The organism is Vreelandella rituensis (assembly GCF_003336665.1).
Taxonomy (GTDB): Bacteria; Pseudomonadota; Gammaproteobacteria; order Pseudomonadales; family Halomonadaceae; genus Vreelandella; species Vreelandella rituensis.
Genome location: NZ_QPIJ01000001.1, coordinates 107916 through 122888, shown reverse-complemented (window position 1 = coordinate 122888; position 14973 = coordinate 107916). Strand labels below are relative to the sequence as shown.

The following is a 14973-nucleotide window of genomic DNA, read 5'->3' as shown; positions in this document are numbered from 1 at the left end:
ACCGGCAATATGCGGCGTTTCACAATACAATTCACAGACGGCAAATCTACGACGATGCTTGACCCTAAAGGTGGCACAGTGGGAGATGTCTGGGAGAGCGCTGAGGACAGGTTAGGAAAGGGTAGAATTAACAACGTTATCGTGCAGGGAGAAGATTGAAAGGCTTTTTTAGGCGGCAAGAATGCCGCCTCTCAATTAGCAAAACTCAATAAGCACTCCTGCCAAATCCACGCTTTTTCGAGTCATCTGGAGTGTCTGTAATCGCTCCAGTGAAAGCGCTTTTGGCTTTGCGCCACTCATCATCCTTGCTATTTGCCTGTTCTATACGGCTTGCGAAAGCCCCTCCATCACTTGAAAAGCCACTCTTGCCATCACCAGCAACCACGCTCTCGGCCTTGAAACCGCTCTGGCCGTCACCGTCTACCACGCTCTCGGCCTTGAAGCCGCTCTGGCCCTCACCGTCAACCACGCTCTTTGCCTTGAAACCGCTCTGACCCTCACCGTCTACCACGCTCTCGGCCTTGAAGCCGCTCTGGCCCTCACCGTCAACCACGCTCTTGGCCTTGAAACCGCTCTGACCCTCACCGTCAACCACACTCTTGGCCTTGAAACCGCTCTGGCCCTCACCGTCAACCACGCTCTTGGCCTTGAAACCGCTCTGACCCTCACCGTCAACCACGCTCTTGGCCTTGAAACCGCTCTGGCCATCACCGTCAACCACGCTCTTTGCCTTGAATCCACTCTGGCCATCACCACCCAAGGCACTTTTTGCATTGAAAGCACTCTCTGCTTTTAACCCGCTCTTACCCTCTTCCACATCCACAGTAAACACATTCGATTTTCCCGACAACGCATTCTTGCCTTCTCCGTAGGCACTTGTCGCACCATCGTCATATACGCTTTCCCGGTCCCCATAGGCGCTGTTTGACGTCTTGCTGTAAGCACTATTTCCCTTGGCATCGGGATAGTCGGGTTCACTGGAAATACCATTCTCATCGACAGCAACGCTTTTGCCATCTCCATAGGCACTTGTCGTCTTGCCGCTAAAGACACTTGTCGACTTTTTCTTATAAGCGCTATTACTTTTGTCGGCATCCCCGGCGCCTTCTTCGGCGGCATAGGCGCTGGATGTGGTTTTGAGAGTTTCCTTGTCTTTCAGCTTATCAAATGCATTTTGCCCAGCAGCTAACGCCGGAAATGCACTGAAGGATGACAAAGCAAGCACTAGGCAGGACAGCGCTACAGGACTGATCACTAGCGGCTTTTTCATGACGCACCTCGCCAATTAAGAAAATGGTGACCCGATAGGATCACCATTTCTAGTATACACATCAATGCAGTATTTTTGTTTAAAGGCTCATGTTGCTAGATACCCTCTTCTGATCGCGTGACATCAAACCGCTTGCCAGTTCCGTTGCAAAATCCGTAGCACGGGCCTCCTTCCCTGGGACGTTCGGGTCACTTTCATTGGTTGCTGTAGCCAGTTGAGCCTTTAGTTCGTCTTCCTCCTGCTGGAGCTTCTCTCCACGTTGGCGCAAATAATCTCGGTGCCAGTCACTGTGTTTATGTGAACCATGAAAGGACAGTTGGTGGTGAGTGACCAACCGCTGAATCAACTCTGGCAACAACGCATTGCTTCGTAGAGAGGCTGTCATCATGTTCTGTTTCCGATATTCGGTGCTGGTCTCAAAGTCGCTTTTGAAAAGCTCCATTAGCACACCGTCTTTCAAAAAGTCTCGGTTATCCTTCTTTTTTGCTGAAATTGACATCACCCATTCACGGCTGTCCTTATCACGCTTTAAATGTATGCCCGCCCCAAGGGTGTCTACCTTGTCATTGGCCCGAGCACCACTGACGCTGTACCAGGCATTGCTCGAATAAAGCTGCACATTCTGGCTGTCGTCCTGTTCATTTGCCGAAATGGCGTGGTTTAGGTAAGCCATCGCCACGTCTGGCTTGGAGATGGTGAAGTCGACGTCCATCAGCAAGTCCAGCTTGTCCAAGCTGAAGTTGTCTGGCGCCATGACGGCAAGGGTCTTATGACCGTCCTCATCCGTATACACCGCAGGGGTGAATCGGCCTAAGTGCGGATTCATTTCTTGAGCCTGTTTTGCCGCCGCCACGGCAGAAATGAGATTGCGCGTCAGCACGACCTTCTCTCGGTCCACCACGTAGGCTTCTCGATCATCATTGAAAAGCGCCTTCAGCGCTTCTGGTGTGAGAGGGTCATTGCCGAACATAATGCTCGGGTTTTCATGAACCACCGTCATCAACTGGCTAAGTGACACTCGCCATGCACCTACCTTACCCTCCGGCGAGGTCAGTGTGACGCCCCAGGAACTCGGAGCTGCTGGGTTATCCGTGGGCTTAGGCGGACGTACTGAGGTAATCACAAACTCCGCTTGCGGCACCCCTTCAATTTCTTCGCCGCCAAGGGCCTCTGGGGGAACCCGCGACACCTTAATTCCAAGCCCGATTTTGTCCCGGAAATGCTTCATCAGGGTGTGGCGCCGAGCCATGTTGGTTATTATGTCCCGATCCTCATCCTTGACTCGAAGCTTGCCCGGGGTCGTTATTGCGGTATGAATAAACTTGTCGGCCGCTTCCATTTCATCACTGCCGAGGCTCTCGAAAAACTCCTTGCAGCGACTCTTGGCCTGACGCCCCGCCTCCCTGAGCTGTTTGGTGTTGATCTCCTCCCACTTTTCCTGCATCGGCATTTCGCTGGCGCCAACCTTCTTTAAGCGTTGCCGTGAGCTATCGAGCATGCTTTCAACGGCGCTGAATGATATCGGGTTGACCTCTTGCTTGAAGCGTATCTTTCGAGCGATCACTGGATCCTGAAATGAGCTTGGTCCAAATTTGGGTACTACTTCATATTCCTCTGCCATCATCTGAGCGCGCAGGTCGAGTATCTTGGTCTTCAGGGGGTTGCTCCCCGTCCGATCCAACTGCTCAATGCGTTGCAAATATGCCTCCTGCAAAGCTTCATTAAGCGGTTCGGCCTGAGCAAGATGCAGCATACAAAAACGGGAAGCCGTCTTGTGATAGAGCTTCGTATCACTACCTATGCCTTGCTCGAATGACACTGAGGAAAATTGCTTTCTCTCTTTCTCCAGATCGATGCCCAGCCTTTTGCACAATTTTTTGGAGTCTGGATAATCCCGAAGCACTTCCAGGGTGACCTGATCGCCTACACGATTCGACATCGGCTCGCCGAACATCACCATCTTGCCTTCGCGATCCCCACGACTACTGGCTCTTAGTTGGCGCTCCTTATTAATGACCGCCGACATGGCTGCGAGCTCGGCAATCAGCGGTAGCCCGAATATCTTGAAGGAGGGGGTGTACCCCTCGACAGCACCAGAGCGGTGAATTCGACCCATCATCTGGATAAGATCAGCTGGATTTTGCAACTGCTGGACAGCATGGAACACACGGTCCTCTGTATTCTTAAAATCCTTGTGGGCATGGTAGCTGGAACCAGTCCCACCACTGGCATTCAATATCAGGTACTGAGCATCGCCGTTATTGAACCTTTCCTCTGCCAATTTTCTATCACGATCCTTGGAATCTCGGCGGGCAAACACCGGACTTTCCTCATCGGAATAATCAATGCGCAAGGAGCGACCCGTCACTTCGACGGTCTTGATCCCCGCCTGCTCAATCCGATTTCGGATGTAATCGATCGGAGACGCGGGGAGCCCTTCAGGCAGTTTGTAGATATGCTCTTCGGTCTCAAAATACAGATGGGCAAGATGATCACCTTCTAAGGGCTTGCCCATGGCCAATCGCTCCATGAGTGAGCCATCCTCCCAGCTTACGCGCTTCTCTTTCACGTCGAATGCTGGATTCATCGTTGTTTCGCCATAGCGATCAGTCGACTCGATAACGATCAAGCGATCCATCAAACGACGAATGGCATCCCGGTAACCGATATTGGCAGGTACTGCTTTTAGCTTTTCTGGCGTTATATCGACGGTATTGTCCGCCTGCTCACCATCGCCATGATCCGCCCCTGCCGCATCATTTGCAGCGATTTCCTTGCGAACGCTGTCGATGGCGAACTCGAGAAACGACTCCATAGTGTTGTCAAAGCCAGCCACTACGCGCTTGCCACTACGTATGTCCTGGATGGCCGCCTGGGCAGCCCCTTCAGCCTTCATTGCAAGCACGGCTTGACGAACAATATTGTGTCGTATCGATCCAAAGTTGACGGTACTTGATTTCCAGTGCTGGAATTTGGGTCGCTCACTCTCATGCATCGCCTCGAGCACGGCCTTTATTTCATCGTTTTCTTCGTTAACGATGGCTTCCGCACCCTCAGAAAGACCCGTCATGGCATCTAGCACCGTTGCCAGTCGATCGGATATTTCACGGACATCGAGACCGTCATACTCGCCACTTAAAAGTACCGGCTCTGGTGAGGGTGCCTCTGGATGACTGCGAACAATCATCTGTCCTGAGCGAGCAAGCTCGTTGGCCAGGAATTCCCGGTAAGAATCACCACCTGCAGCAATGGTAGCGACCAACGTTTCGTGATCGGAGCCATCGAACATGCTGGTGGCGATGTAGGCGCCAAGGCTGTCATCCCCAACCACTACGCGCTTGATAGGCGTACCACTGGCATACATCGTGTACTTAGCGGCACGAATGGCCTCTTTGACGTTCTGGCCGGTATTACTGCTTGCGCCAGACGCAAGGTGCGCCTCATCGAATAACAACACATTGTCTTCTGCGATCGCTGTTAGCCACTGTGCCTTTTCACACTTTCCCATCTCAAGGTTTATCTGAGAATAAGTCATGAAGACACTATTATGGTCTTTGCCAATCGTGCGCTCTTTCAAAAGCGGTTTAAGGTCTTTGGCTGGCGTATTCTTAATGATGACCGTGCCGTCCGCGTCCTTAACGACAGGAATGTCATTCATCACTAATGGCTTTAGCAAATGGTCGGACCCGATATCACGAAGATCACGCATGATATCCACAAATAGCCCCGCCTTGGCGGTGACGAATACTGGCTTATGTCCATTCTTGATCCCCCACACCATCATTGCGGCTACTACCCGGCCCTTCCCGATACCCGTATTGTCACCAAGGATGAAGCCCTTTCCCATTTTTGCCTGGTAGATTGATAGAGCCATCGCATCTACCTGCTCGGCGGCCAACCGCTCCTCCAGCTCTTCCAGCGTCCAGCCCAACTCATCGGCAACGAATGAATCAATTTCACCGTGTTGCAGTTGCACATTGTCCAGCGCCTGGGATACGGCAACCGCAAGGTTTGCGGGAATCATCTTGTTAAGCGAAGGCATGCGTGAACGGGGAAGATACGGAACCTCGGCATCCTCCACCGCATGCTGAGCCTTCATGTGTTCATTATCCAAAGCCTCGTCTTCCATGGCCTCTAGCTGATCCCAGTCGACGTCCGACAAATCAGCGGTCTCGAATTCCTGTTCCACTTCCTCTTCTTCTTCCGGTATTGCAGTCGCGGCTAGGTCGGTTTCTGGACTCTCAGTGTCCTTTTCTTCCTTATCCGAATCGGTGCTGTCTGGAGACTGGCTATTGCTACCGTCGTTGTTCTTTTCGCGCTTCCTGATGGGGTCGTTATCACGCTGCCACTTATCCACTTCTTCTTTCATTGTGGCGTGGTAAGTAATGAGGTCCTCATGGGTAGAGATGACCGGCAGCTTCTCTGGAACCGTGGCCTCGATTGCGGCTTCACGACGTCCGCCAGTCACAATCAAAATAAGCGGCCACCCTGCACCATGAGACTTGTAGAGCCCCCCGTCGACATAATGCGTGCCGATGACGTCGTGTGTGTCGTTCAGCATGCGAAGGAAGTTGCGGGTTTTCTCGGAAATCTCCCCCGCCTTATAATTCATTGGGTGATCCGCGCCCAGGATAATCGCACCGGTTCCTTTGGGGTGCATCGCCTTTAAATTCCGCAACGCGATATATTGGTCCTGCTGCGAAAGCTTCATTGCTGGGTACTCATTGCCGCCTGGCTCAAAAGGCACGAACGACTCGATCATCCGCCCCCCTTTGCCATCGGAGAAAGCACCGAAAGGTGGGTTGGCCACGAACTTATCGTATTTACCATCGGGCACATCGTTACGCGTAGCATCGGCATGCCGAATATTGGTGAAGCCCTGCTCATGCAATCGGGAAAGGCGATCACTATCGAGCTCAAAGCCCCCGACCAGATCGGGGCTTGCCAGTGATACCAAACTTCCGTTACCGGCTGTCGGCTCCCACACTGTCGAACTTTCATCAATGCCGAGGATATCTTGCATGACCACACTGATTGCGAGTGGGGTGCTGTACTGTTGCAATAAAAGGCTGGTGGACGACTTAACCGTATCGCGAGGCATCAGAGCATCGATATTGGCGGCACGGTTTATAAGGGGCGCTATGTTATCGAATCGCTTGGCTACGACGCGGAGCCCCTGGCTGCATGCCGCTTCGATGGATTCCTGCAACAGCCGCCCGGAAATGCCGGCCTCACGCGTAACCAGCTCCGGGGGAAGCGCAGCACTTTTGGCAAGCTGATCACGCAGCTGGTCTTCCGTGAATGGCTGGGGGGTATCACTGGCACTGCGGGTCACTACCTCCCTAGCCAGTTGGTTGCGATAGTCGGCCCAATCGATCTGATCGAGAGACTCCCAGGCGGCGAACGGATTATCTGCCGTCCCAACCACCACCTCTGCCCGGGGCATTTCCTTGCTTTCAGCCAGAGGCATCGCCTGCTGAATAGCCTCGAGTGTTTCCGGGGAAAAACCCTCATTGAAAATGATACGAGCATGGGTCCCTGATTCCCGGTCGAGATCGACAGTTGCACCCAGCTCTTCAAAGATCCGCGCATAGGCTTGCTCCGAGGACTTGCTGCCTACCACGGCAATCGCCATGTCACCTTGCCCAAGCTCACCTGTATCACCCACTGAGCGGTAGCTAATGGAAAGCCCGTAGGACGATAAATCAAGCCAGCGCAACGTGTTCTTGGGCGCCGTTTCTTGCGCCTGCTCAGGCTCAGGCTCCGGCTCCGGTTCTGGTTCTGACGCCTGAGGCACAGCCGGCACCGCAAACCCTTTGGGATCCACCCACTTTAGCTTCACCATAAACAGGGCAGAGGCCTTATCCTTAGCTATGTCGCGGGGGGATTTGGCGTAGTCGATGACAGCTTTTGGCAACACACCTTCCCATGCCGCGAAAGCCGGCAGGTCATGGAGACTCTCAAGGTATACATGCTGACCACGAGGCTTGAAGCCGAGGGTATCAAGGGCCGCCTTACTTTGTGCAAGCGCCTCCGGTGTTCCAATAACGACGTACTGCGGCATACCGTCGAGCGATGCCAGGGCTAGCTGCAGCTGGTATGCGGATAGATCCACCCAGGGCATAGTTGTATCGGCCATCCTGTCTCTCCTGTGAAATCGTGCCTGTTATCCATATAGGGGCCAAATAGCCAGGCTGGGTGTTACCAACCGGGAATTTCCTGTGATTCCCAGCTGTAGCGAGTGCGTTCCGGCTGTTCTTGCGTTATTGGTTCAGGCGCACTCTCTCGCTGCTCAGCGCTTTGCGCTATTTGCTGGGCAACCAGATTGCCAACATCGACACCTCCCTCTCTCTTCAATTTTGGGATTAACGGCAAGGGGTCTTGAAGGCTGCGCCCTGGGGTGGCACCCATTTCGGCAAGGTAAGGACTGGGATTCATCAGCAGAGTGTCGTACCCAAGGTTGAGCATGGCGCAATGATAGAGCGTGCATACCTTTGCGGCTCTTGTGCTCCCGACGTAGGCAAGGCGGCGCTCTTCCTGCTCGTCGCTCACTTCACCCGACTTGTTGGCCATCGGCATGAGGCCATCAGAAGCTCCCGCTATATAAACACGCTCCCACTCAAGCCCCTTAGCACGATGGACGGTTGAAAGAATCACCTTGTCGTTGTCGCTTAAATCCGTCTCGGGCTCTTCGAGCGTGGCCTGCAGAATCATGTGCCAAGGATCCAGGTCGCTTTGCATCTTGCGCTGCTTCTCTACCAGCAGACTGATCCAATCGGCAAAGCGACCAAGGCGGTCCATACGCTGCTCAAGCTGCTTCTCGGTCTCTTTAGGGAAATACGTTGATATCCCAATCTCGTTGACCAGCGTGGGAATAAGCTCCTCTGGCGAACGTCTGCGCAGGATTCCCACCAGAGAACCAAGGTGCTCCACGCTCTCTCGGGCCTTGGCGTTACGAATCACCTCGGTATTAGCGAAGAGATCGCCGCCGGAAAACTGCTCGGCATCACTACAGAGGGATTCCACGCCACGCTCACCTAACCCCTTTATTCCATCCGCTAGCTTATGAAACGCCATCTGATCCCTGGGGTTAATCACCAGTCGCGCAAGCGCCATTGCCAGCTTCACTTCCTTGCGGTCTGTAAGCTTCTTACCACCATAAACTTCGTAGGGAACGTTGTGCTCAAGCAACAACGGCTCCAGAATTTCTCCGATGCGATTCTTTCGGTAAAGAATGGCTTGCTCATTCCAGGGCACACCTTGAGCCCTGGCCACTTTGATATCGGCCACGATCGAGTGGGCCATATCGTGATCATTCTTGTTTGAGTGAAAAACAGGCGCTGCGCCTTCGTCACACTCTGAATAGGGATTTTTCAGCAATCGGCCGGTGTTGTTGGCAATCATCTGCGCTGCGGCAGCGACTATGGGTCGGGTGCTTCGGTAGTTGCGCTCAAGGCGAGCGACCTGAGGATTGAAGTCGCGAATAAAGCGCTTCATGTTGTCAACGCTCGCCCCACGCCATCCATAAATCGATTGGTCATCGTCGCCTACCACCACGATATTCCCGTGGCTCTTGGCGAACAGCCGAATCACGTCATATTGAGCAATGCAGGTGTCCTGAGCCTCGTCCACTGTTACGTAAGGATAGCGAAAGGCGAGCGCATCCCTTAGCATCTCGTGACGTTCGAGCGCCATTCGTGGAAGCGTAAGAAGGTCATTGAAATCGACAACATTCTGCTCGCGCTTGAATTTCTCGAAGGCTCCAAACACACGCCAAAGCCAATTCAGCTGGTCCTGGCGCTCGATACCGGCGTGCGTCTGCATAATCTCGCAGAAGCGGTTGGCATGCTGTGATTCAACTGCCCGGGCACCATCCTGAGCCAGTCGGTCATAGGCGCTCAGCCACTTCCGATAATCAAGATCTTTAAGATTATCGACTTTGACCACTTCTTTGAGCAGTCGCCGGAAAAGCCCTCGCTGGTCGGATTCATCCAGAATCGACATTCCCATTTCTCGCTCACACTCGGTTGGCCATTCCTTAATGATCTTGTCGCCCAGCGAGTGAAAGGTGCAGATAGTGGCCTGGGCCGCCATTTCGTCGCCGACCAGAGCGCCAAGCCGGGTCTTCATCTCGGAAGCTGCTTTCTTGGAAAAGGTGGTGAGCAAGAGAGAATCGGGGCGTATGCCCCGTTTAATCAAGTTGGCGGCCCGCCCAGTAATGCTTGCAGTCTTCCCCGATCCGGCCCCAGCCAGAACCAGCATGGCGCCGTGATTATGTTGTGCGACTACTTCCTGGTCTTTATCGAGCCTCATGCCTGTTCACCTCGTTTAAGCGATCCTACCCAACTACATAGGGGTCAAGAGGTGACTTCCGGCGTTCAGATAGCACCAAATAACCAAGCAACCCCTGTCACCGAGGCTGCCGCCGAGAGCACAGATGCCCCGACTGCGACTGAGATGATAAAGGCTGGCGACAACACACGCGTATCGGCGTCGATACTTTTACCCCTGCTCTGCTTATCCAGTTTGCGCTGCAGGGCGTCACGCTCGGATAAAGCGGTTGTTTTAGCTTCGGTCAGGTCAGTGACCTGCGACTGGAGCTTTTTAAGCGCATCGGTATAGGTGGTGCCTTCAACGGCTTTGGCTAAATCGGCATTGCTCTTGCGTAACCGATCCTGCATCAAGACGTTTTGACCATCCATCTCGCTTTGAACGCTTTCCAGAAAAGCCTTGCGGCTCTTTGCGAGCATCTCATCAAGCGCTTTTTGATCCGATGCACGATGCTCCTGGATAACATCCTTGGTCACTTCTTCAAGGCAACTCTGCAAGTCCATCTGAACTTGAGTCAGATCCACATTCCTGAGAGAAGAAAGCGAATCCATGATTTCATGAAGGCTTTCGTTGGTGGCTTCCGCATTAGCCTTTACCTGATGAAACTGGTCATCAAGCGCATCATCAAAATCGTTTAGGCGAACCAGGATGTCCTGGGCTTCATCCTTGGAACGCTTGATTGCATTCAGCACCTCCTGAACAGAAGCCTGGACAGAATCGATGATTGGCCGAAGGGCATGCTCGCCCTGAGAGGCCAGCATCTCACCGAAGCGATCCTTGATCTGCGCGAGATAGGCATCCTGCTCCCCACCTGGCCTAACCAGGTCGAGCAGAGCTTCCATGCCGAGCAGCGCCTGTTCAAGGCGCTGTGTTGTACCGTACACCCGTTGAATCATGCCCGGTTGGGCGCTGGTACCCTCAAGCTTCTGAAGAATACCTGGCCGATCCACCGAGCCGTCAAGGGCCGCAATGACAACCATGGCATGGCCATAAAGGTCGTCAAGAACTTCGCGCTCAGTGGCCATTTACTCGTCCTCAGCAGCCACGGGCGCAATAGACCTAGCGGCTGGGCAGGTCAGCACCTCGTCCAAGGTATTGAACAGATCCTCCAAGTGAGGCATGAGCTTCACCGATGACTGCGTGCAGCGCAATTTGCGCGTCCATCCACGCATTTCGTGTGTCGCCTGCCCTGCTTTGCGAGCTATATCTATCTGAGCAAAGCACATTTCACGAATACCTTCAGCACCTTGGGCTATCTCCCAAGCTGACATGCCCATCATGCGTGACATAGGTATGGCATCGCTCTCAGGTAAAATCAGAAATCCATCAAGTTTTTCATACGCGTATAATTCGGTTGCGTCCGGCATGGAATATTGCAATGCATCCCTATCCGAACCATCGTTAAGACGGGTAGCACCTAAAAGTATTTTACCCTCAAAACCCAGGAAGTGCTTTCTAATAAGATCCAGTGTTTTTTTAGCGTTTTCTACGTCCTTTCCTGTCTGCGATACAGGAATTACTATGAAGTCAACGTATCTGGAAAGCCCATTATTTCCAGCTGCTTGAAGGAAAGCCTCTGCCGTTTTATTCCCACCAACGTCGATCACAACGTTATTATCAATAGTAAGTTCGTTCAAACGCTCTACCGCTCGATGCGGATTATCACCAATCTTTATTTGCCTGCAAAGAATTTCAGTATTGTCGTAGTCAGAAGCATCGTGATTCTGGTCATCTACCTCAATAAGTGACGCGCTTCCCAGCCGCGACAACAAATAAGGAGCAACCACCTGCATGGAAAAAGCTGACTTTCCCACACCACCTTTAGTATTCACTACAATTGACAGCATTTCATCACCTCTCTATTTTCGATCCATTTCGTTCAAGCTTATTTCTACCCGTCTGTCTCGCTCTGCTTCTCTTTTTACATCCTCTTCAATGAATTTAAGTCTATGGGCCATTTTCTCTTCTTTGGTCATTTTTAAAAATGGCCGATCATCGATTAGCTCACCTTTAGTTGGGAGGTTGGCATGACAGGCATCCGACGATATAATTTTTTTGTCTGCTTTGCTGGAGTCGAGAATTGCAGTCTTATTGCGGGGCTTGGGAGGCTCCGAGTTCGCAACTTTAGAGTCACCCTTTTCAATAGGCGTCTCGAGGTCGCTTTTAGCTAAACTCGTCACATGGCGAGCTTTTTGCCTATGCTCAGGAGATAGCTTCTCATTAACAAACCATTTTTCAGGCCTGTCTTTCCCCTTATTCACCTTTGCAAAATTATGCAAGGTGCCGTAGGAGACCCTGATGCCAATTTTACGCAGGGCGCTAATCACCTCTTTAAAGGAATACTTTTCAAGCTGCCCCAAGACCTGCTCCCGCCGTTCGTATAGCTTCGCAACCTCTGGGCTCACAACGACTCCACCTTCCCGATCCTTTTTAGTCGGGATGTTGCAGAATTGAGCTGTCAGATCAGGCTGTGGAGGTCGATCCATGTTAAATGCTATTCACTCGTTTTTTCCGGTACATACAGCATAGCATTTTATTATTGAGCGTGGTTGTCGATCAAAAAGAATGGCCCGAAACACAAAAAACTAAAGCCAACCACAATATAAGCTACTGAAAATTAAGGTATAAAACAGGTATATCAAAGTAAGGATATAGCTAGAAGGGGGGCTGGTCGGTGTCTGACTGGGGTCTGATTGGGGTCTGATTGGGGTCTGATTGGGGTCTGACCGGGGTCTGACCGGGGTCTGACCGGGGTCTGACCGGGGTCTGACCGGGGTCTGACCGGGGTCTGATTGGGGTCTGACCGGGGTCTGATTGGGGTCTGATTGGGGTCTGATTGGGGTCTGACCGGGGTCTGATTGGTACTTGATCAGTGATTGATCGGGTCTGATTCCTAGTTCGGGAAGATCCTTATCACCACCTAACCACCTTGCGAGCAAATTCCAGCCTAAAAACCACACCGTCGCCCCATGCCAACCCTCGTTACCTGGCAAAATACCTCAATGTTGCATGCTGAACCCAACGCTACCTGACCTCCCTCGTCTGATCTCCTGGGCAGCAATGCCGACCTGCTTCATTTAGCCAGATAACAGCGCCTCGATCGTCAAACTATTCTGCCTCGCACAGTACAAAAAAGCTACTCAAAAGCGGGATAGTTTTGGCAAAAAATGAGATAACCCCATTCTGTATGGCGTCTATCTCCCATTCTTTTGGGGTAGATACGCAAAACTATCTTACTGCAAAGCCGAAACTATCCCGCCCAAAGGTGGCGTAACCTATGGTAGTCTTGGCCCCAGAAGGGCATCTCTCAGGAGGGAAATTCACCATGCCGACCTACCAGTTCATCCGCATCCAGGGTTACCCCCGTGGAGATGGACGCAAGAAAGGCACGCTCGGCTCCGTTACGGCGGAAGGGCGTCGTGCCCCTTCCCATTCCCGGCACATCGAGGGAGAGGCCGATATCAAGGTGATTCCCGTGCGCCAGCGGTGGAAATCGATACTCGAGTATCAGAAGTGGATCGAGAACACGATGGGCGCCTCGGTCTCGGTGATGAACTTCAAGGGAAGAAAGGTTCATCGGGGGGTTCGCTCCGACGCCATTGCGTTAGGCACCATCATTATTAGCCTTCCCACGCTTGCTGGGGATACCTCCCGCAAGTTGATAGATACATTCACTCAAGAGTCGATCGCCTGGGTGGAGAACTATCTTGCAGAAAAGCAAATGGCGCTGGATTATTGCATCCAGCATTTTGATGAAAAGTACCCGCACTTGCACTTCTGGTTTACCCCGGGCGATGACATGCTCTCACGCAAAGAGTGGAATGTTGGTGCCGTTGCCAATCCACCGTTACCCGACAAAGATGCCTTGCGAAAGACGTACTTCCGAGAAGTCGGGCACAAGTACGTGGATGAACTCGAAAAACCACCGACAGAGAGAATCCCTCGCCAGCATTCAAGAGCAATAGCCGCTAAAAACAGACTTCCTCCTGGAGAACCTGGCCTTGGTGAAACCAATAAAGCAATGGGCATTCCATTCAAGAAAAAGCAGCCCGCCACTGCAGATAAAGAGACCTCCCCTTCTGTCGAGCAAGACCCTTTAGTGCAAGGAATCATTCGCCGGATGATTGGCACTGCACTGGAGAGAAAATCCCTTATAGCGCGAATGTCCCAAGATGAGATTATCGACATGATGCTGGCGCGTGCAATTCAAGATCAGGCCGTTATTGATAAGCTGGCCAGGGAAATGAAAGAAGATGCCCGCAAGGGTGAAGGCAAGCCTGACCAGCGTAAAAAAGACGATGCTCCTGATCCGACAGTCACACAGCCACGCCAAGATCGACTCGATAGTTACGTTAATAATTCAGCAACCAATCAACCGAAAGACTCCTTGGTGCGAAACTCCAGTCGTGGTGATACTCGCCCGGAAAGCCCTCTTGATACACTGGGGAAGCTAAGAAGGACCCCAAAGCCACCCACTCCCGAGCAATAGTCATTAAAAAAGGCGTACCTTGTACGCCTTAGTCCTTTAAGCAGGTATCAATACCGAATGGATCGAGGGTTGCAAGCGAAGCTATACCAGCTCGGTGGGCGCACAACCCGCTTTTCTGATATTTGAGCACCGTCTGGACCATAAACTGGCACGTAATCCACTTTGCTGCCGTAGAAGTAGGCCTGATAGCTTTTCTCGGTATGCGCCCCCGCATGAAACGGTGATCCGACAACTTCAAAGATATATTCATCTTTCCGGTCCGTTTCATCCTGGCGCCTGGCCGGGACAAAACGGTGGGCGGTGATCTTTCTGGGCAGGCGCATCTGCTGGGTATTGGCCGCATTAGGCTCGCCAGTCTTTCGCGGTTCGCCCGAACGGTAGAAACAGCTTTTCACGATGTTTTGGAACCGCATACCGCCCGGCGGATCCTGCATGGTGTAAGCGCGAGAATCGCGGTCAAACACGCGGGTTTTAGCGCCCTCGTAGCGCGGATCTAGGAGCTCAGACCCGCTCTCAATCAACAGCTGCCCCTGATCGGAATAGCCGTAGCGAATCAACAGCTGTCCCGCGACAACCGCATCCATGGGGCTCAGGTTGTGGGTGCCCGTCTCCACGGTGCGAGCGAACGCCTCGATGTCACTGCGATTCACCTGCTGATTACGACTCATCTGGTCAATCAACCGTTCATTGGCCATTCCCTGAATTGGGAGTAGCCCCAGCACGGTCACCCCCACGATGGCCGCCCTTCCACCCCATCTGGATAGCGTTGATTTATTCATCTCAACCTCACTCAAGCCTCGGATTTGACCCCTATTGGAGAGGGGTAAGTAACAGTTTACCCGACAAACTTCGGTTTAATTGCTCACAACACTAGATTATTATA

The 14973-nt window shown here is 52.5% G+C and carries 8 protein-coding genes; 1 reads left to right on the top strand and 7 read right to left on the bottom strand.

From position 1 onward, the window contains the following. Positions 1-205: 205 nt before the first annotated feature. From DU506_RS00725 to DU506_RS00700, 6 genes are all read right to left on the bottom strand, one after another. Positions 206-1270 carry a hypothetical protein gene (locus DU506_RS00725; RefSeq protein WP_114485038.1) on the bottom strand — a complete coding sequence of 355 codons (1065 nt, stop codon included), beginning with the start codon at positions 1268-1270 and terminating at the stop codon, positions 206-208. Between the two features lie 79 nt (positions 1271-1349). Further along, positions 1350-7409, bottom strand: coding sequence for a strawberry notch-like NTP hydrolase domain-containing protein (locus DU506_RS00720; RefSeq protein ID WP_114485037.1), 6060 nt, complete (start codon positions 7407-7409; stop codon positions 1350-1352). A 62-nt stretch (positions 7410-7471) separates the two neighbouring features. Next, on the bottom strand, positions 7472-9583 hold the full coding sequence (locus DU506_RS00715) for an ATP-dependent helicase (RefSeq protein ID WP_114485036.1): 2112 nt from the start codon (positions 9581-9583) through the stop codon (positions 7472-7474). Positions 9584-9648: 65 nt separating this feature from the next. After that, on the bottom strand, positions 9649-10443 hold the full coding sequence (locus DU506_RS00710) for a hypothetical protein (RefSeq protein ID WP_147273702.1): 795 nt from the start codon (positions 10441-10443) through the stop codon (positions 9649-9651). Between the two features lie 183 nt (positions 10444-10626). Further along, entirely contained in the window at positions 10627-11448 is an 822-nt protein-coding gene (locus DU506_RS00705) for a hypothetical protein (RefSeq protein ID WP_114485034.1), read from the bottom strand. Positions 11449-11460: 12 nt separating this feature from the next. Further along, entirely contained in the window at positions 11461-12087 is a 627-nt protein-coding gene (locus DU506_RS00700) for a hypothetical protein (protein ID WP_147273701.1), read from the bottom strand. Positions 12088-12926: 839 nt separating this feature from the next. On the opposite strand from DU506_RS00700, the gene DU506_RS00695 reads away from it, so the two are divergent. Then, a complete protein-coding gene (locus DU506_RS00695) occupies positions 12927-14090 on the top strand; it encodes a plasmid recombination protein (protein WP_114485032.1) in 1164 nt (387 codons plus the stop codon). 47 nt (positions 14091-14137) lie between these two features. On the opposite strand, the gene DU506_RS00690 is transcribed toward DU506_RS00695, so the two are convergent. Continuing rightward, complete coding sequence (locus tag DU506_RS00690) at positions 14138-14869, bottom strand: hypothetical protein (RefSeq protein ID WP_147273700.1); 732 nt, start codon at positions 14867-14869, stop codon at positions 14138-14140. Between the last annotated feature and the right edge of the window lie 104 nt (positions 14870-14973).